The following is a 16,988-nucleotide window of genomic DNA, read 5'->3' as shown; positions in this document are numbered from 1 at the left end:
CGCGGCTCCCGAGCGCGGGGTCAGCGAGCGCGCCGCGGCATCAGCGGCACGGCGTGGTTTCAGCGGGCACGGCTTGGGATCAGTGGGCGCCGGGTCAGCCGGCGCCCGACGCGGCGGCGCCGCGGGCCACGGCCAGGACGACCACGGCCGCGATCAGGCTGGCGATCAGCACCGTCGCCACCGCGGAGACGTCCAGCTGGGCGGCGCGGCGGTCGGCGACCCGCTTCGCCGTCACGACGGCCAGGATCGGGCCGAGCAGCGCCACCACCAGGGCCACCACGGGCAGCCCGGCGGCGAGGTCACCGCCGGCCTCCCGCCCCGCCCAGCGCAGCAGGGACCACGCGGCCACGCCGACCGCACCGCCCAGCGCGCCCAGCACCGCGTACAGCGGCGCGGCGCTGCCCGACGCGGGCCGCGGCGCGGGCGTCCAGGCGGCGGTGGCGGCCGCCTCCCGCAGGTAGTCCTCCGCGTCTCGGTCGCGCTGGTGCGGGATGGCCGGCTGCGGTGCCTGCGCGCCGAAACGGTCCGCCACCCGGCCGGCCTTGTGCGCGAACTCCGCCCACAGCACGGCGGCGCGGGCGTCGACCTCGTCGCGCTCGCGCTGCGCCCGCTGCACGGCCGCCCGCGCCTCGCGGATCCGCTGGTCGGCGGCCCGGACGGCGTTGTCGGCCTCGATCGCCCGGCTGTCGTGCCAGCTGCGGGCCTCGGCCCGGTGCGCGCCGGCCTCCTCGTCGAGGTTGGTCAGCTTTCGCAGCACGCTGCGGTAGTCGGGCGTGCGGCGCTCCAGCATCGCGTCGTTCTCCGGCGCTGTCATGACGGTCCGTACGGGATGATCACCTCGGCGCCGCGGTGCACCGAGCGGTCGAAGTGCAGCGCCCGCCAGGGGCGCGGATACCAGTTCGGGGAGCCGGGACCCGGGTAGTACGGCGACAGCTCGCTTCCGTGCACGTCCAGCGCCACCCAGGCGCCGATCGGGTCCGTCCGCGAGCCCTGCCCGCCGAGCGTGTCGCGCAGCAGGGCGGCCCCGCGCCACCAGCCGATGACGTGGATGCGCCGTTCCGGGCCCTGCCGCATGATCCGGCGCAGCGGCTCGGCGGCGCCGCTCGGCGCGGCGTCGACCGCGTACAGGAAGATGAAGTGCGGCCGGTCCGCGGCCGTGCCCAGCTCGGCCCGCTCGGCGGCGATCTCGAGCAGGGAGTCCACGTTGTCGCCGTCGAAGTAGCCCGTCTCCGGCGGCAGGTACCGCTTCAGCGCGTCGACGGCGGCGCCGGCGTCCGTGTCCAGGCAGGCCACCGAGAACTGGGCCGCGCCGGGCGTGAACTGCGCGGCGAGGGACCGCGCCGCGGTGCCCAGCACCGCGCACGCCTCGTCGACCCGGGTGCCCAGGACGGCGATCGTGCGGCCCGGCGCGCGGCGCAGCACGGTCTTGGCGGACCGCGACTCGACGTCGATGGTCTCGCCGAGCAGCACCACCGGCGCGGCCGGAGCGGCGGCCGGGATGAAGCGGCGGAACTCCGGGCTGTCCTCGAGCCGCGGAATGGCGTCGCCGTCGAAGAGGCGGGGCGCGGCGAGCTCGGGCGGCCGGTGCCGCCACAGCCGGTGTTGCAGCTCGCTCCAGCGTTCCCGGTCGCCCGCGTCCGGCACCCGGACGATCCTGTTCGCCTCGGTGGCACCCGAGTCGGCGTTGACCACCGCGTGGTAGCGCGGCAGCACGTCGGCGGCCTGGTTGGTCTCCGCCAGCACGCGCCGGGCCCGGGGGAGCGCGATCCGCAGCGAGAACTGCGCGACCAGCGCGGGCCGGCCCCACAGCGCCTCGATGCCGGAGACGTCCTGGCTGGCCAGGACCAGGTGGATGCCCTGGGAGCGGCCGCGCCGGGCCAGGTCCTCGAGCAGGTCGACCGCCTCCGCGGCGACCGCGTCGCGGCCGGAGAGCAGCACCTGGAACTCGTCGACCACAGCGACGATCCGGGGCCAGGTGCCGTCCGGGTCCTCGACCCGCAGCTCGGCCAGGTTCGTCACCTCGTGGCGCTTGGCCGCGTCGGCCCGGCTGCGCAGTTCCGCGCCGAGGAACCGCAGCAGGGCCAGGCCGAACTCGCGGTCGGTGTTGACGTTGACGCCGACCAGCCGCACGTGCGGCAGCCAGCTGGGGTCGCGGCGTCCCGGCGCGAACCGGGCGAACGACACCCCCTCCTTGAAGTCGAGGAGGTAGAAGGCCAGCTCGGCGGGGGAGTACCGGGCCGCGAGGGCACCCATCCAGGCGTAGATCAGGTTGGTCTTGCCGGTGCCGGACGGCCCGGCGATCAGGGCGTGCGGCGGATAGTCGCTGAGCGTCACGTGCACCGGGGAGCCCTGCGGGCTGTCACCGAGCGGTGCCGTCAGCGCCCGCGCCGAGCTCTGCTGCCATTCGCGCTCGGGCAGCAGGCTGTCGAGCGCGACCGGGGCGGGCCCGGCGGCGACCTCGTCGGCGATCCTCCGGCAGGTGCGGGTGATCACGGCCGCCGAGGGCGCCGGGTCGAGCCGCACCGGCAGGTCACCACAGCCGCTCAGGCGCGCGGCGTCACCCGGCTCCGCGTCGATGATCTCGATTCCGGCGCCGGCCCGCACCGGGAGACCCCGGATGATCAGGTGTACGCCGCAGGCCGCGCCCGTGCGCAGCAGCCGGTCGAGCTGCCCCCGCTCGTGCCGCGACAGCTCGTCGTCGCGCCCGGCACCGAGCAGGATCGCCACCCGCCACGGCTCGGGGCGGCGCCCGGTGGCGGCGGCCAGCTCCCGCAGCGAGGAGTGCTCGCCGGCGAGCACGGTCTCGTTGATCCGGCGCACGTGGTCGACCAGCTCGTCCAGCAGCGCCGCGAGCCCGCCCGGGCCGACGAAGCTCAGCACCCCGGCCGGGGCGAGCGGCGCGAACCCGGCGAGGCCCCCGCCGAGCTGCTCGGGGTCGTAGCCGGTGAGCCGGACCCGGCCGGCCTCGGTGCAGCCCAGGGCGCGCAGCAGCAGCCCGGCGACCGTGTCGTCCCCGATCGACTCGTCGCCGCGGATCACCACGTGCCCCCGGTCGAGCAGCGGCACCAGCGCGGGCACCTCGCCCTCGTACGGCAGCAGCAGCCGGCCGGTGCGCAGCTCCGGCGCGGGGACCTGGGTGCCCGTGGGCGTCGGCCGCCACCGGGACCAGGGCAGGCCGGCGGCGCCCGGCGCGGCGGCAAGGGCCGTCTCGGCCGCGGCGCCGGCGAGCGCGGCCAGGTCGCGCTCGTGCTGCTCGTCGATCTCCCGGAGCCGCTTGTCCCGCTCGCCGGCCAGCCGGATCCGGCGCTCGCGGGCCGCGGCCGCCACCCGGGCCCGCCGGGTCACCGCCGCCTCGAATTCGTCGCGGGCGGCGACGAAGGCGCTCGCGGCCGCGCCGAGGGCGTGCGACAGCGCGGCCCGGACCTCGACGACCTGCTGCGCCCTGCTGTCAGGCATCGACACCACGGTGCGGCAGCGGCTCGGGGGCGCCCGGGTCGAGCGTCGCCGGATCCCGGCCCAGCCGGGCCAGCAGCACCCCGGTCAGCACGCTGGCGGTGACCGCGGAGTCGGCCGGGTGCGACGGGGCCTGCGCGCCCGCGGGCGTCCGGCAGATCCGGGCCAGCAGGGTGTCGAGGACGGCGGGCGGGGTGCCGGGCAGCAGCGACCGCACCCGGCCGCCGGCGGCACTGCGCAGCCGTTGCAGGTCGTCGGGCCCGGGCTCGTGACCGAGCAGGTCGCCGGCCAGGCGGTGCAGCACGGGCGGCGTCACGGCGGAGAGGCCGAGCCCGGTGGCGGCGTTGACGCCGTGCAGGTCGCGGCCGAGCCTGGCGCGGTCGCCGGAGCGCACCCCGGCGGCGACGCGGCGCAGCAGCTCGGCGGTGTCGGCCGGCCGTTCCTGCGTGCCGTCGCCGGCCCGCGGCGGTGGCGGCGCCTCGCCGGTGAGCTTCTCGACCCGCTCGCGCCACCAGGGGCCGAGCTGTTCCGGCGGCGGCGCGTGCTCCTGCTGCCGGGCGGGCGCGGGCTGGTCGTCCTCCCGGAGTCCGGCCTTCCAGTCCCGCCCAGTGGGCGCGCTCGCCTCGGCGGCGAGGCCGAGTTGGGCCAGGTATGCCGCGATGGCGTCCTGTGCCAGCCGCAGCGCGGCCGCGGCGTGCTCGGCGTGCTCGGTGGCGTTGCCGAGCTGCGGCACGCCGATCGGGTCGACCGAGGTCTGGCGCACCCAGTTCAGCAGCTCGGTCGCGCTGCGCAGCCGCTCCATCGCCACCGCGACGACGCCGGTGGGCAGCTCGTCGGACGTGGCGCGGAGCTGGGCGCCGAGTTCCTGCAGCAGGGACATCGCGCTACAGCGTCGCCGTGTAGTTCTGCGCCTGCTCGACCGCGAGCAGGGTGGCGCCGAGGCACTCCTCGAGCTGCTGGTCGGCCTGCGACAGGGAGGCGTGCACGGCGCCGACCGCGTCGTTGGAGCTGCCGTCGAGCGCCGAGGCCAGGCTCTGCTGCGCCTCGCCGAGTTTCTCCCGGGCCGCCTGGATCGCCGCCTGGCTCTCCGTGACCTGTTGGAGTGCGGCGTCCACGGCCGCTCTGACCTCGGCGACGCTGGCCACTCGTGCAGCCTCCTGCGGTAATAGGTGCGGCGGTAGGAACTCAGAATAGTCGTCCCGGATGGGGTGGTCGTGCCCGCACGCCCCTTTCGTGAAACCGGGCCCGCACGGTCACCTCGGCACGCTGCCGGGACCGCGTACCTCCGCGCCCAGGGCGGTCACCCGATCGCGCAGGCCGCGGTCGGCGGTCACCACGACCAGCCGGCGGCCGCGGCCCTCGCGGGCCACGAGATCCACGATCGCGTCGTCGCCGGATCCGGTCGCGCGCTCCACCCGTACCCCGTCGACGGCCGGGATGTCGCGGGCCCGGCCCTCCACGACCAGGACGACCTCGACGGGGCCGGTGAGACCCGGCAGCCCGGCGGCGTTGATCGGAACCAGGGCGTCACGCAGCCGGGCGTTGGCGCCGGCGCGGTCGCGCCACCAGCCGTCCGGCTTGGAGCCGACGACGTTGGCGGCATCGACGACCAGCAGCGGCACGGCCATGTGAACGAGCGTCCCACACCGGGAGCCGGGGCACCCGCCGCTACGCCGCCGCGAGTTGCGCGCCGCCGAGCTGCGGGTAGTCCTCGAGCCATTCGATGTAGAGCGGGTTGCGGGCCAGGACCTCGGCGTACGCCTCGCTCGCCATGCCCATCAGCCGCGGCGCGACCCGGGCCGCGGGGCTGTCGGGATGCCAGCCGAGCACCTGCCGCCAGCGCAGCGGCGCGCCCTGCAGGGGCCGGTGGGTGAGCCCCGCCGGCGGCCGGAACGTCGGCTGGCACAGCGCGAGCGCGAGCCCGGACTCCACCATGTCGACGCAGCCGCGGATGTCGGTCTCCAGCATCCGCCGCGGCGTGAACCCGCTCCGCGCGCAGGCCGCCGCGAAGCAGTCGCCGAAGCAGCCGTCGCCGGTGCCGGCGACCCACTGCTCCTCGGCCAGTTCGGCGAGGTCGACCTCGACGCCCTTGGCCGCCGGATGGTCGTCGGGCATCAGCACGCAGACCCCGTCGACCGCGATGGTCTGCCACACCAGGCCGTAGTCCGCCGAGGGGATGGCGTCGCCGCAGACGCCGACCTGTGCGTAGTCCAGCTTGCCGGCGAGGACCATTGTCGCCAGTTCGTCGACGTAGTAGGACGCGTGGGTGGAGATCTGGGCCTCGGGCTGTGCCTCGGACAGCCGGTGCACCATGCCGCCGATGACCGGGCCGCCGATCGCGCCGATGCGGTAACGGGTCATGACGTTCTCGTCCGTGCCGGACCCGGCGAGCCGGGCCGCCTCGTCCTGCAGGCCCTTCATCGCGGGCAGCAGCACCCGCGCCCGGGAGAGCACCAGTTCGCCGAGCGCCGTCGGCCGGGCGCCTCGACGGTCACGTTCGAAGAGCGGGCCGCCCAGAGTCCGCTCGATGCGTTGCAGCTGTGCGGTCAGAGCCGGTTGGGCGAGGCCCAGCAGCGATGCCGCCTTCGTCACGCTGCCCGTCTCCGCGATGGCACAGACCACCTTGAGATGCCGCAGCTCCAGGTTCATAGCGTGACGGTAGGACGTTCGCGGGATATCGGCTAGACCTTCGGACAGCCAAAGATCCTCCACTTGTGACAAATGGGTTAACCAAAAGGACAGATCCAGCTAAGCCGTACGCTGGTCCGGGCACAGATCGTTGATCGTCTATCACTATCCGTAAAAATGCCGTCCACTTTGTACTTTGTTCACAGATCGCGCCGATAGGTGGTCCGCCGGCCCACGACGTCGCGGACCTTGTCGGCCAGCGCCACGGCCGGGTCGACGATCTTGTTCCACGGCGGCGTCGCCGGGGTGCCGGGGTGCGGGCGGGTCGGCGCGGCCTCCTCGGCCAGCTCCACCCGGTTGCCGAGCCGGATCAGATCCTCGGCCGAGACCATCCGCAGCAGCAGCGGCAGCAACTCGCCGGCGGCCGCGTCCGCGTGCCGCAGCAGCCGGCGGCGGACGTCGCCGGCGCGGGCCGCCCGGTCGCCCTCGTCCGCGGCCTCGAGGAGCCGGAGCGCCTCCAGCAACGCCCGGTCCTCGTCGATCTCCCGGTCGACCAGCGCGTAGCCGTCCGGAACGGTCGCACGCACGGCCGGGTACAGGTACTGCTCCTCGGCGGAGAGATGCCGCGACAGCTCGGCGCTGATCACCTGGGCGAGCGTGCGGCGGCGTGCGGCGTCCGTGCCGTCGCCGGTCAGCTCGTCGCAGAGGGCGAGCAGCTCGCGGTGCTCCCGGCGGATGACGTCGACGACGCTGGGGCCGGTCGTCTCGCCGCCGACGGGCGGCAGTGGGGGAAGGTGTATGGACACCGCCTGCTCTTACCCGGACATGATCTCCCGCCAAACGTCGCCCGGTGCCAGCTGGTAAGAAGAGCGGATGGAACCTGTCTCCGCCGCCGACGAGGTCGTCGACCTGTGCCGCGACCTGCTGAGGATCGACACCACCAACACCGGGGACCCGCGAACGACCGTTGGTGAGCGTGCCGCCGCGGAGTACGTCGCCGGCAAGCTCACCGAGGTCGGCATCGAGGTCGAGCTGCACGAGTCCGCGCCGAGGCGGGCCAATCTGGTCGCCCGGATACCCGGCGCCGACCGCTCCCGCGGCGCGCTGCTGGTGCACGGGCACCTCGACGTGGTACCCGCCGACGCGAGCGAGTGGTCGGTGCCGCCGTTCTCCGGCGAGGTGAAGGACGGCTACCTCTGGGGCCGCGGCGCGATCGACATGAAGGACTTCGACGCGATGGCGCTCGCCGTCGTCCGCGACTGGCAGCGCACCGGCTACGTACCGCCCCGCGACATCGTCCTCGCATACACCGCGGACGAGGAGGCGGGCATGGAGTACGGCTCGCAGTTCCTCGTCCGCGAGCACGCCGGGCTCTTCGACGGCTGCACCGAGGCGATCGGTGAGGTCGGCGGCTTCTCCTACACGATCAACGACGACCTGCGCCTCTACCTGGTCGAGACGGCCGAGAAGGGCATCGACTGGCTGCGCCTGCACGCCCGGGGCCGGCCGGGACACGGCTCGTTCGTGCACGACGACAACGCGGTCACGGCGCTCGCCGAGGCCGTCGCCGCGGTCGGCCGGCACCGGTTCCCCATGGTCATCACGCCGACCGTGCGCTCGTTCCTGGAGCAGGTCTCCGAGGCGCTCGGCATCGAGCTCGACCCCGACGAGCCCGAACTGGCGATCGCCAAGCTCGGCCCGATCGCCAACCTGATCGGCGCGACCGTGCGCAACACGGCCAACCCGACCCGGCTCGAGGCGGGCTACAAGGACAACGTCATCCCGGGCAAGGCGTCGGCGACCATCGACTGCCGCACCCTGCCCGGGCAGGCCGAGATCTTCCTGGAGCAGCTGCGCGGGGTCATCGGCCCCGACATCGAGATCGAGCACGTGTCGCAGCAGGGCGCCCTGGAGACCGGCTTCGACGGTGCGCTCGTCGAGGCGATGGGCGCCGCCCTGCGCGCCGAGGACCCGGGCGCCCGCACCGTGCCGTACATGCTCTCCGGCGGCACCGACGCCAAGGCCTTCAGCACGCTGGGCATCCGCTGCTTCGGCTTCGCCCCGCTGAAGCTGCCCGCCGACCTGAACTTCTCCGCGTTGTTCCACGGCGTCGACGAGCGGGTGCCCGTGGAAGGACTACAGTTCGGCGTGCGTGTGCTCGACCGACTGCTGCAGGCGAGCTGATGAGAGGACTTTTCACACCATGACCGACCAGTACGCGGAGCTCGACGCCGCTCTAGAGCGGGTCGTCGAGGCCGCGAAAGCCCACCTGGCGGCGGTCAAGGCCGCCCAGGGCCGGGTGGATGACGACGATGTGTGGCAGGCGTACGTCAACCTCAACAACACCTCCTTCGCGTACGACGAGCAGCTGCTCGAGGCGTTCGGCGAAGTGACGCCGTGGGACGTCGAGTCGATCGACCCGGACGAGGCGGACCAGCGCTTCGGCGGCCTCGTCGGCGGCCTGGAGGACGGCGACGCCGACCCGCACCCGCGGGTGATCTCGGTGCGCCAGCGCCGCGACTACCGGGTGCCCAGCGTCGCGGCCCTACTGCGCGTCGCGGACGCCGCCCGGCGCAACCTGGTGCCGGCCGACGACGAGGCCGGACCGGTCGACTCGGTCGGCGAGGCGGTGCTGGAGCTGCTGCAGGCCGGCGACGGCTCGCTGTCGTCGCTGGACGTGCCGGAGCTGGAGCCGCTCGACGGCCTGCTCACGGTGAGCGAGGTGGCGGCGCCGCTGGACCTGGAGGCGTTCGCGGACGAGGACGGCGCGGGACCCTTCGCCCCGGCCCCCGACGACCTGCTCGTCGGGCGCCTGGACGAACACCCCTACCTGTCCGACGAGGAAGACGACCACGCCGGTCACCAGCATTGAGTTCTGTCTGGGCATGAAGCGGCGCCCGCCTCGGGTTCGGGGCGGGCGCGGCTTGTTCTGTTATATCGAGAGACCGGGCTGCAGGGAGCCCTGCACCTTGCGGCGGAGCATCACCTGCCGGGTTCCGTCCCGGAAGAGCTGGACGCGGGCCAGCTCCCATCCCGAGAATTCCGCCTGGATCGCCAGCTGCGCCGCGGCGGTCAAGCGATCGACATTCGAAGGCAACCGGAGCGGCGCGTACTCGTAGTCCATGGGTGCAAGGATGCCCCGCCAACGTGGTCGAGACAACTACTGACCAGCGGATATTCACTCCGAGCGACGACCGGGTGAAGCCGTCGGACCGTGTGCTACCAGCCCTGGCCTGGTCAGCTGGGCCAGAGCAGCGAAGGTACGGCGGGGGTCCGCCGCCACGGTCCGTGACTACGCCTACGGCTGCCCGGGGGCTCGGGACCGGCGCCTCCGCGCCGTCTTCGAGGCCGTGGCGAGCGACCGGGATGCCGGCGGGCCTCGTCGAGATTCCTTCGCGGTTACCCGCCCGCGGGAGATCGACTCCTAATATGCGCCGGCGCCCGGCATGTCACCGGTCCCCGGGCCGGTCAGGCCCTCCCTTTCGGGATAGCCGACCGGCACCGCCGACACGTCGTCCAGCGCGCCCGCGATCTCACCCGGCAGGGTGAGTTCGTCGCTCAGCAGCGCGCCCTGCAACTGCCCCGCCGTCCGCGCGCCCAGGATCGGCGCGACCACGCCCGGCCGGTCCCGGATCCAGGCCAGCGCCACCTCGACGGGCGAGACCCCCAGCCCGCTCGCCGCGATCACCACGGCCTCGACGATGCTCGAGCTGCGCGGCTCCAAGTACGTCCGCACGAACGGGGCGAGGTGATCGGTGGCGGCCCGGGAGTCCAGCGGCCGGCCGTTGCGGTACTTGCCCGTCAGCACGCCGCGGCCCAGCGGCGACCACGGCAGCACGCCGATGCCCAGCGCCGCCGCGGCCGGCAGCACCTCGCGCTCGATGCCGCGCTCCAGCAGCGAATACTCCATCTGGGTCGCGACGATCGGTGCGCGGGCCGGGAACGCCTGCTGCCAGGCGGCGGCCCGGGCGGTCTGCCAGCCGGCGAAGTTGGACACCCCGACGTAGCGGACCCGGCCGCTGTCGACCGCGTGGTCCAGCGCGGACAGCGTCTCCTCGAGCGGCGTCTGCGGGTCGTAGCCGTGCACCTGCCACAGGTCGACGTAGTCGGTGCCGAGCCGGCGCAGCGACGCGTCCAGGCTGCGCAGCAGGTGGCCCCGGGAGCTGTCCCGGCGGCGGAAGCCGTGCCGGCCGAGGCCGGCCTTCGTGGCGATCAGTACCTCGTCGCGGGGCACCAGGTGGTCGATCAGGGAGCCGATGACCGTCTCCGCGTCGCCGTCGCCGTACACGTCGGCGGTGTCGATCAGGGTGCCGCCGGCCTCGAGGTAGAGCTTGAGCTGGGCGGCCGCGTCGTCGGGGTCGGTGTCGCGGCCCCAGGTCATGGTGCCGAGAGCGAGCCGGGAGACCGCCAGCCCGCTTCGGCCGAGCGGTCGCTGTTGCATGGGTGAACCCTATTCAGCGCCGGGCACCCGCGAAATGCTCGTGACAGCTCAATAGGGCCGCGAAGCGTCGGGTTGGCGACCCAACTCACCGAAGATCACGCAACGTGTTCGCCTAGGCTTCGTAGCGCGGAGCATCGGCGCTGCCGCGGCAGAAACCGGGAGGACCCGTGCGGCTCGGACTCAACCTCGGATACCAGACCTCGTGGACCACACCAGCGAACCATCTCGCGCTGGCGCAGGAGGCCGACCGGCTCGGCTACTCGGTGGTGTGGGCGGCGGAGGCGTACGGCTCGGACGTGCCGAGCATGCTCGCCTGGATCGCCGGGCAGACGGAGTCGATCGACGTCGGCGCGGCCGTGATGCAGATCCCGGCCCGCAGCCCCGCGATGACCGCGATGACCGCCGCCACGATCGACACCATCTCCGGCGGCCGGTTCCGGCTCGGACTGGGCGTCTCCGGCCCGCAGGTCTCCGAGGGCTGGCACGGTGTGCGGTTCGCCAAGCCGCTGGCCCGCACCCGCGAGTACGTCGACATCGTCAAGCTGGCGATCGCCCGCAAGCCGGTGGCCTACGACGGCGACCACTACACGCTGCCGCTGCCCGACGGCCCCGGCAAGGCGCTGCGGCTGGGCTTCCACCCGCCGCGTGAGGCCGTACCCGTGTATCTCGCGGCCGTCGGACCGAAGAACCTGGAGCTGGCCGGCGAGATCGCCGACGGCTGGCTGGCGATCTTCTTCGCGCCGGACGACGCGGGGGAGTCCCTGCGGCACATCGAGAGCGGCCGGGCCAGGATCGGCGCCGGCCTGGCCGGCTTCGACGTGGCACCCAGCGTGCCCGTGGTGATCGGCGACGACGTCGCGGCCGCCTGCGACGCGGTCCGGCCCTACGCGGCCCTGTACGTCGGCGGCATGGGCAGCCGCGAGCAGAACTTCTACAACAGGCTCGCCGTCCGGATGGGCTACGCGGACGAGGCCCGGGAGATCCAGGACCTCTACCTGGACCGCAAGATCCGCGACGCCGCGGCCGCCGTGCCGCAGGACTTCATCACGCGTACCTCGATCATCGGCAACCGGCAGCAGGTCACCGAGCGGATCCGCGAGTACGCCGCCGCCGGCGTCGGCACCCTCTCCATCAGCCCGTTCGTGCCCGACCTCGAGACCGGCATCGCCACCCTGCGCGCCGTCGCGGAGGCGTTCGAGGCCTCGGGGGTGGCCGAGTAGCCGTGGCAACGGTTCTGCTGCTCCGCCACGGGCGGACCAACGCCAACGCGTCCGGCGGCCTGGCCGGGCGGCTGCCGGTCGAGCTCGACGACACCGGCCGCGGCCAGGCGCTGCGGATCGGCGAGCGGCTGCGCAAGCTGCCGCTGGCGGCCGTCGTGACCAGCCCGCTGATCCGCTGCCGGCAGACCCTCGACCTGGCCCTGCCGGAGATCGTCCCGGAGATCGACGAGGGCCTGATCGAGTGCGGTTACGGCGACTGGGAGGGCCGCCCGCTCAAGGAGCTGGCGCAGGACCCGCTCTGGCCGGTCGTCCAGCAGCACCCCAGCGCCGTGGTCTTCCCGAACGGCGAGGCGATGGCCGCGATGTCGGCCCGCGCGGTGGCGGCGGTGCGGCGCCGGGACGCCCAGGTGACCGCGCAGCACGGCCCGGACGCGCTCTGGCTGGCGTGCAGCCACGGCGATGTGATCAAGGCCGTCGTGGCGGACGCGATGGGGCTGCACCTGGACGAGTTCCAGCGCCTCGTCGCCGACCCCGCCTCGATCAGCGTCATCCGCTACACACCGATGCGGCCCTTCCTCGTACGGCTCAACGACACCGCCGACCTGTCGGCGCTGGTGCCGCCGAAGCCCGCCGAGGGTGCCCTGCCCGAGTCCGACGCGGCCGTGGGCGGTGGCGCGGGCGGGGGCGCATGAGTACGGCATGTGACCGGCGCGTTACCACAGCGTGCGCGTGCTTTGCGCCCTCGGCGAACCGCGGCGGCAGGCTGCGCAACCGCGCGCGCGGGCGGCTAGGGTCGAAGCCATGACCCACCAGGTGCATGCCTTCGAGCCGCCCGAGCGGTTCGTCGCCGGGACGGTGGGCGAGCCGGGTGACCGGACATTCTTCCTCCAGGCCCGCGGTGGCGGCCGGGTGGTCAGCGTGGCGCTGGAGAAGGTCCAGGTGTCGCTGCTCGCCGAGAAGCTCGAGGAACTGCTCACCGAGGCCAGCCGGCGTTTCGGCGTCGACCTGCCCGAGGTCCCCGTGCTCGCGATCAACGACAACGAGCCGCTGGACACCCCCGTCGACGAGGAGTTCCGGGTCGGCACGCTCGGCCTCGCCTTCGACGTCGACACGACCACGGTGGTCATCGAGGCGATCGAGGCCGGTGAGAGCGACGCCGAGGTCGAGCTCGGCGAGGACGACGATGACGAGGGCCCGGTCGACGTCGAGGACGATGACGACGAGCCCGACGACGACCTCGACCGGCTCCGCGTCCGGCTGACGCCGGAGGCGACCCGGGCCTTCATCGACCGGGCCCGCCGGGTCGTCGCCGCCGGCCGGCCGCCGTGCCCGCTCTGCGGCCAGCCGCTCGACCCCGCCGGCCACCTCTGCCCGCGGCACAACGGCTACCACCGGTGACGACGGAGCCCGCATCCGTGCTCGCGGAGGAGGACGCGCTCGAGCTGCTCAGCCGCGGCGAGATGGAGCTCGAGGGCCGGCTGATCGGCGCGTCCAACACGACGCTGCGGGCCGAGATCACCCTGGACGGGCTGACCCGGCGCTGCGTCTACAAGCCGGTGCGCGGCGAGCGCCCGCTCTGGGACTTCCCGGACGGCACCCTGGCCGGGCGCGAGGTCTCCGCGTTCCTGGTCTCCCAGGCGACCGGCTGGGGGCTGGTGCCGCCGACGATCCTGCGCGACGGCCCGCTCGGCCCCGGCGCGTGCCAGCTCTGGATCGACGAGCCCGACGACGCGGAGGCGCTGATCGGCTTCATCCCGGCGTACGACGTGCCGCCCGGGTGGTTCGCGATCGCCTCGGCCCGCGACTCCGACGGCGACGCGTACGCGCTGGCGCACGCCGACGACCCGCGGCTGTCCCGGCTGGCGGTGCTGGACGCGGTGATCAACAACGCCGATCGCAAGGGCGGGCACGTGCTCTACGCACCCGGCGGCCGCATACACGGCGTCGACCACGGCGTCTGCTTCCACGTGGAGAACAAGCTCCGCACGGTGCTGTGGGGCTGGACGGACAAGGCCATACCGGCCGATTCGGTAGAGACCCTGTCCGTGCTGGCGGAGCGGCTCGACGGCGCCCTCGGCGCGGCGCTCGAGCAGCACCTGACCGTCTCGGAGGTGCAGCATGCCCGGCTGCGGGTGCGGCGCCTGCTGCGTGCGGCCCGCTTCCCGAAGCCGTCACAGGACTGGCCCGCCGTGCCGTGGCCGCCGGTCTGAGGCTTTACTCACGCCGCACGTTTTCTGTCGGCGGGCCTGGATAGGCTTTTGACCATGGACGCATGGACGGGGCACGAGGTGCCGACCCTGCCGGGGACCGCGACGCCGCCGGCGCTTTTCGACTCGGCCCGCCGGTCTGTGCGGCCCACGACGCCGGGCGCGACCGCGACGATGTACGTCTGCGGCATCACCCCCTACGACGCCACCCACCTCGGCCACGCCGCCACGATGATCACCTTCGACCTGGTGCAGCGCGCCTGGCGCGACGCCGGCCTCGACGTGAACTACGTGCAGAACGTCACCGACATCGACGACCCGCTGCTCGAGCGCGCGGCCCGCGACGGCGAGGACTGGGTGGTCCTGGCGATGCGCGAGACGGCCCTGTTCCGCGAGGACATGGAGGCGCTGCGGATGATCCCGCCGGCGCACTACGTCGGCGCCGTCGAGTCCATCCCGGCGATCGCCGCACACGTGCGCCGGCTGCTCGACGCCGGCGCGGCATACCGGCTCTCCGACGGCACCGGCGACATCTACTTCGCGATCGCGTCGGCGCCGTCGTTCGGCTACGAGTCCAACCTGTCCCGCGAGGAGATGCTGGTCCTGTCCGCCCAGCGCGGCGGCGACCCCGAGCGCCCCGGCAAGCGCGACGCGCTCGACCCGCTGCTGTGGCGCGGCGCCCGCGACGGCGAGCCGGCCTGGGACGGCGGCGACCTCGGCCCCGGCCGCCCGGGCTGGCACATCGAGTGCGCGACCATCGCCATCGGCCTGCTCGGCGACACCATCGACGTGCAGGGCGGCGGCAACGACCTGCTCTACCCGCACCACGAGTGCTCCGCGGCGCACGCCGAACTGCTCACCGGCGCGGCGCCGTTCGCCGGCCACTACGTGCACGCGGGCATGATCGGCCTGGCCGGCGAGAAGATGTCGAAGTCCAAGGGCAACCTGGTGTTCGTCTCCCGCCTGCGCGCCGACGGCGTCGACCCGATGGCGGTCCGGCTCGGCCTGCTCGCCGATCACTACCGCGCCGACCGCGACTGGACGGACGACGTGCTCAAGGCCGGCCAGCAGCGGCTGGCCCGCTGGCGCGAGGCGGCGGCGGCGCCGGCCGGCCCGTCCGGCGGGGAGCTGCTCGCCGCGGTCCGCGGAGCCCTGCACGACGACCTCGACACCCCGGCGGCGCTGGCGCTGGTCGACGCCTGGTCGGAGGCGGCGCTGTCCGGATCCGGCGACGACGCCGGCGCCCCGGCGCTGATGGCGACGACGGTCGACGCGCTGCTGGGCATCCGCCTCTAGGACGCCCGGCTCAGGCGAGGGTGAGGCCCGGGTCCGGGTCCGGCTCGGGCACCGGCGCCGGGATCCGGTAGTCCTCGGTCAGCGTCGTCATCGGGCCCGGCCACGTCGCCTGTGCCACCTCGATCGGCTTGCGGGTCTCGTCGAACGCCACGTGCAGCAGGTGCAGCACCGGGGTGTCCGGCCGGATCTGCAGGATCTCGGCCTCCTCGCGGCTCGGCTGCCGGGCGCTGATCGTGTCGGTCGCCGACGCGTAGCGCCGCCCGATGGCCTCCTCGGCCTCCTGGTACAGCGGCCGGCCGAACGCCTCGACCCGCTCGAGCGAGGTTCCGGTCGCGTCGGTCACCCGGAACCACGAGGCGCCGACCTCGACCGTGGCGTCGTCGGCGCGCACGACGTGGCGGCGTACCAGCATCTCGGTGCCGTCGCGGACGCCGAACGCGTCCGCGACCTCGGGCGGCGCGGCCTCGCGCCCGACGCCGGCCAGCTGCTGCCGGTAGCGGGCCGCCAGGTCGGCGTGGTAGCCGCGGTGCACGCCGTAGCGGCCGCGGGAGAGCCGGTTGAGCCGGCGCCGGGTGCCGCGCACGTAGGTGCCCGAGCCCGGCTTGGTGATCAGGATTCCCTCGACCCGCAGCTGGTCGACGGTGCGCTGGACCGTCTGCTTCGCGACGCCGAACATCTCGGCCATCGCGGGGATCGAGGGCAGCCGCTCGCCGGGGTTCCAGTCGCCGCGGCGGATCCGCTCGCGCAGCTGCGCGGCGATCTGACGGTGCGGGAACTCGGCGGCACCGGGGTTGATCGTCATAGACGTACCTCCAGACCCAGGTTCCTAGGATGACTTACGCGGCGTGTGCAACGTGACAGCGACACGCCGAAACCCGGTCGACCGGCGCGGGTGGCTCGCCGAGCATGGTGGTCATGCTGAGCCCCGAGATCCTCGAGTACTACGAACGCGGCGGCGAGCGCGAGCGCCTCACCGCGGGCGCCGGTCGCCTGGAGTTCCTGCGCACGTGGGACGTGCTGACCCGCACGCTGCCGCCGGCGCCGGCCCGGGTCCTCGACGTGGGCGGTGCCACCGGCGTCTACGCGCGCCCGCTCGCGGAGGCGGGTCACCGTGTGCACGTGATCGACCCGGTACCCGAGCACGTGGCCGCGGCCGGCGCCCTCGACGGCGTGACCGCGGAGGTCGGCGACGCCCGCGACCTGCCGGAACGGGACGCGAGCGCCGACGCGGCGCTGCTGCTCGGCCCGCTCTACCACCTGCCCGACCGTGCCGACCGGGTCGCGGCCTGGCGCGAGGCCGCCCGCGTCGTGCGCCCGGGCGGGGTGGTCGTGGGCGCGGTGATCAGCAGGTTCGCCTCGCTCATCGACGGCGTCGCCAAGGGCTACTTCGCCGAGCCGGGTTTCGTGTCGATCGTGGACCGGGCGCTGGGCGACGGCGTGCACCGCAACGACGGTTCGGTGCGGCAGTGGTTCACCAGCGCCTACTTCCACCACCCGGACGAGCCGGCGGCCGAGGCCCTCGAGGCCGGCCTCACCGGGGTGCGCACGGTCGCGGTGGAGGGCCCGGTCTGGATGACGGGCCCGCGGCTGACGGAGTTCCTCGCCGACCCCCGGTTGACCGGCGTCATGCTCGACATGCTGCGCCGGATCGAGGACGAGCCGAGCGTCCTGGGCGCGAGCGGCCACCTCCTGACGATCGCCCGGCGGCACGCCTGAGGCCCGTCCTGCCGATCATGCCGCCGG

Annotated in this window: 18 protein-coding genes; 8 read left to right on the top strand and 10 right to left on the bottom strand. The window is 74.1% G+C overall.

Going from position 1 to position 16,988, the window contains the following annotated elements; translation table 11 throughout:
• Positions 1–94 precede the first annotated feature (94 nt).
• From AB0B58_RS18235 to AB0B58_RS18205, 7 genes are all read right to left on the bottom strand, one after another.
• Positions 95–814, bottom strand: a complete 720-nt coding sequence (locus AB0B58_RS18235; RefSeq protein WP_360224705.1) for a hypothetical protein — start codon at positions 812–814, stop codon at positions 95–97.
• Positions 811–3,456 (bottom strand): FtsK/SpoIIIE domain-containing protein, encoded by a 2,646-nt coding sequence (locus AB0B58_RS18230; protein ID WP_360224703.1) that lies wholly within the window; start codon positions 3,454–3,456, stop codon positions 811–813. The genes AB0B58_RS18235 and AB0B58_RS18230 overlap by 4 nt, the downstream gene beginning before the upstream one ends.
• On the bottom strand, positions 3,449–4,333 hold the full coding sequence (locus AB0B58_RS18225; RefSeq protein ID WP_360224701.1) for a hypothetical protein: 885 nt from the start codon (positions 4,331–4,333) through the stop codon (positions 3,449–3,451). Before AB0B58_RS18225 ends, AB0B58_RS18230 begins: the two co-directional genes overlap by 8 nt.
• A 4-nt stretch (positions 4,334–4,337) precedes the next feature.
• On the bottom strand, positions 4,338–4,598 hold the full coding sequence (locus AB0B58_RS18220) for a hypothetical protein (protein ID WP_360224699.1): 261 nt from the start codon (positions 4,596–4,598) through the stop codon (positions 4,338–4,340).
• 108 nt (positions 4,599–4,706) lie between these two features.
• Positions 4,707–5,081 carry a hypothetical protein gene (locus AB0B58_RS18215; RefSeq protein WP_360224697.1) on the bottom strand — a complete coding sequence of 125 codons (375 nt, stop codon included), beginning with the start codon at positions 5,079–5,081 and terminating at the stop codon, positions 4,707–4,709.
• A 40-nt stretch (positions 5,082–5,121) separates the two neighbouring features.
• Positions 5,122–6,102: a LysR family transcriptional regulator gene (locus AB0B58_RS18210; protein ID WP_360224695.1), complete on the bottom strand. Its 981-nt coding sequence runs from the start codon at positions 6,100–6,102 to the stop codon at positions 5,122–5,124.
• Between the two features lie 179 nt (positions 6,103–6,281).
• On the bottom strand, positions 6,282–6,887 hold the full coding sequence (locus tag AB0B58_RS18205; protein WP_360224693.1) for a hemerythrin domain-containing protein: 606 nt from the start codon (positions 6,885–6,887) through the stop codon (positions 6,282–6,284).
• 67 nt (positions 6,888–6,954) lie between these two features.
• Between AB0B58_RS18205 and AB0B58_RS18200 the strand changes: the two genes are divergently transcribed.
• Together AB0B58_RS18200 and AB0B58_RS18195 are read left to right on the top strand one after the other, a co-directional pair.
• Entirely contained in the window at positions 6,955–8,265 is a 1,311-nt protein-coding gene (locus AB0B58_RS18200) for a M20/M25/M40 family metallo-hydrolase (RefSeq protein ID WP_360224691.1), read from the top strand.
• Positions 8,266–8,284: 19 nt separating this feature from the next.
• Positions 8,285–8,953 (top strand): hypothetical protein, encoded by a 669-nt coding sequence (locus tag AB0B58_RS18195; RefSeq protein ID WP_360224689.1) that lies wholly within the window; start codon positions 8,285–8,287, stop codon positions 8,951–8,953.
• Between the two features lie 60 nt (positions 8,954–9,013).
• Here the strand turns inward: AB0B58_RS18195 and AB0B58_RS18190 are convergent, their stop codons facing one another.
• Positions 9,014–9,205, bottom strand: a complete 192-nt coding sequence (locus tag AB0B58_RS18190; RefSeq protein WP_354725254.1) for a DUF5703 family protein — start codon at positions 9,203–9,205, stop codon at positions 9,014–9,016.
• A gap of 300 nt (positions 9,206–9,505) precedes the next feature.
• Entirely contained in the window at positions 9,506–10,522 is a 1,017-nt protein-coding gene (locus AB0B58_RS18185) for an aldo/keto reductase (protein WP_360224687.1), read from the bottom strand.
• Between the two features lie 167 nt (positions 10,523–10,689).
• On the opposite strand from AB0B58_RS18185, the gene AB0B58_RS18180 reads away from it, so the two are divergent.
• From AB0B58_RS18180 to mshC, 5 genes are all read left to right on the top strand, one after another.
• Positions 10,690–11,742 carry an LLM class F420-dependent oxidoreductase gene (locus AB0B58_RS18180; RefSeq protein ID WP_360224685.1) on the top strand — a complete coding sequence of 351 codons (1,053 nt, stop codon included), beginning with the start codon at positions 10,690–10,692 and terminating at the stop codon, positions 11,740–11,742.
• Between the two features lie 2 nt (positions 11,743–11,744).
• Positions 11,745–12,434, top strand: coding sequence for an MSMEG_4193 family putative phosphomutase (locus AB0B58_RS18175; protein ID WP_360224683.1), 690 nt, complete (start codon positions 11,745–11,747; stop codon positions 12,432–12,434).
• Positions 12,435–12,543: 109 nt separating this feature from the next.
• Entirely contained in the window at positions 12,544–13,140 is a 597-nt protein-coding gene (locus AB0B58_RS18170; RefSeq protein WP_360224681.1) for a DUF3090 domain-containing protein, read from the top strand.
• 17 nt (positions 13,141–13,157) lie between these two features.
• The gene (locus tag AB0B58_RS18165; RefSeq protein WP_360224802.1) at positions 13,158–13,952 is read left to right on the top strand and encodes an SCO1664 family protein; all 795 of its coding nucleotides are present in this window, start codon (positions 13,158–13,160) and stop codon (positions 13,950–13,952) included.
• A gap of 54 nt (positions 13,953–14,006) precedes the next feature.
• A complete protein-coding gene (mshC, locus tag AB0B58_RS18160) occupies positions 14,007–15,245 on the top strand; it encodes a cysteine--1-D-myo-inosityl 2-amino-2-deoxy-alpha-D-glucopyranoside ligase (protein WP_360224679.1) in 1,239 nt (412 codons plus the stop codon).
• A gap of 10 nt (positions 15,246–15,255) precedes the next feature.
• Here mshC and AB0B58_RS18155 read toward each other — a convergent pair whose 3' ends face one another.
• Positions 15,256–16,047, bottom strand: coding sequence for a GntR family transcriptional regulator (locus AB0B58_RS18155; RefSeq protein WP_360224677.1), 792 nt, complete (start codon positions 16,045–16,047; stop codon positions 15,256–15,258).
• Positions 16,048–16,160: 113 nt separating this feature from the next.
• On the opposite strand from AB0B58_RS18155, the gene AB0B58_RS18150 reads away from it, so the two are divergent.
• Positions 16,161–16,961 (top strand): class I SAM-dependent methyltransferase, encoded by an 801-nt coding sequence (locus AB0B58_RS18150; protein WP_360224675.1) that lies wholly within the window; start codon positions 16,161–16,163, stop codon positions 16,959–16,961.
• Positions 16,962–16,988: the final 27 nt, after the last annotated feature.

This window comes from Actinoplanes sp. NPDC049118 (assembly GCF_040648555.1).
GTDB lineage: Bacteria > Actinomycetota > Actinomycetes > Mycobacteriales > Micromonosporaceae > Actinoplanes.
Note: the sequence above shows the minus strand (reverse complement) of the source record. Positions and strands in the feature narration are given on the sequence as shown.

Bases quoted from the DNA above. Each gene is read 5' to 3' on its own strand.
- AB0B58_RS18200 (WP_360224691.1), top strand. From the start codon at position 6,955: ATGGAACCTGTCTCCGCCGCCGACGAGGTCGTCGACCTGTGCCGCGAC.
- AB0B58_RS18190 (WP_354725254.1), bottom strand. From the start codon at position 9,205: ATGGACTACGAGTACGCGCCGCTCCGGTTGCCTTCGAATGTCGATCGC.
- AB0B58_RS18235 (WP_360224705.1), bottom strand. From the start codon at position 814: ATGACAGCGCCGGAGAACGACGCGATGCTGGAGCGCCGCACGCCCGAC.
- AB0B58_RS18185 (WP_360224687.1), bottom strand. From the start codon at position 10,522: ATGCAACAGCGACCGCTCGGCCGAAGCGGGCTGGCGGTCTCCCGGCTC.
- AB0B58_RS18230 (WP_360224703.1), bottom strand. From the start codon at position 3,456: ATGCCTGACAGCAGGGCGCAGCAGGTCGTCGAGGTCCGGGCCGCGCTG.
- mshC (WP_360224679.1), top strand. From the start codon at position 14,007: ATGGACGCATGGACGGGGCACGAGGTGCCGACCCTGCCGGGGACCGCG.
- AB0B58_RS18150 (WP_360224675.1), top strand. From the start codon at position 16,161: ATGCTGAGCCCCGAGATCCTCGAGTACTACGAACGCGGCGGCGAGCGC.
- AB0B58_RS18170 (WP_360224681.1), top strand. From the start codon at position 12,544: ATGACCCACCAGGTGCATGCCTTCGAGCCGCCCGAGCGGTTCGTCGCC.
- AB0B58_RS18225 (WP_360224701.1), bottom strand. From the start codon at position 4,333: ATGTCCCTGCTGCAGGAACTCGGCGCCCAGCTCCGCGCCACGTCCGAC.
- AB0B58_RS18210 (WP_360224695.1), bottom strand. From the start codon at position 6,102: ATGAACCTGGAGCTGCGGCATCTCAAGGTGGTCTGTGCCATCGCGGAG.
- AB0B58_RS18155 (WP_360224677.1), bottom strand. From the start codon at position 16,047: ATGACGATCAACCCCGGTGCCGCCGAGTTCCCGCACCGTCAGATCGCC.
- AB0B58_RS18215 (WP_360224697.1), bottom strand. From the start codon at position 5,081: ATGGCCGTGCCGCTGCTGGTCGTCGATGCCGCCAACGTCGTCGGCTCC.
- AB0B58_RS18195 (WP_360224689.1), top strand. From the start codon at position 8,285: ATGACCGACCAGTACGCGGAGCTCGACGCCGCTCTAGAGCGGGTCGTC.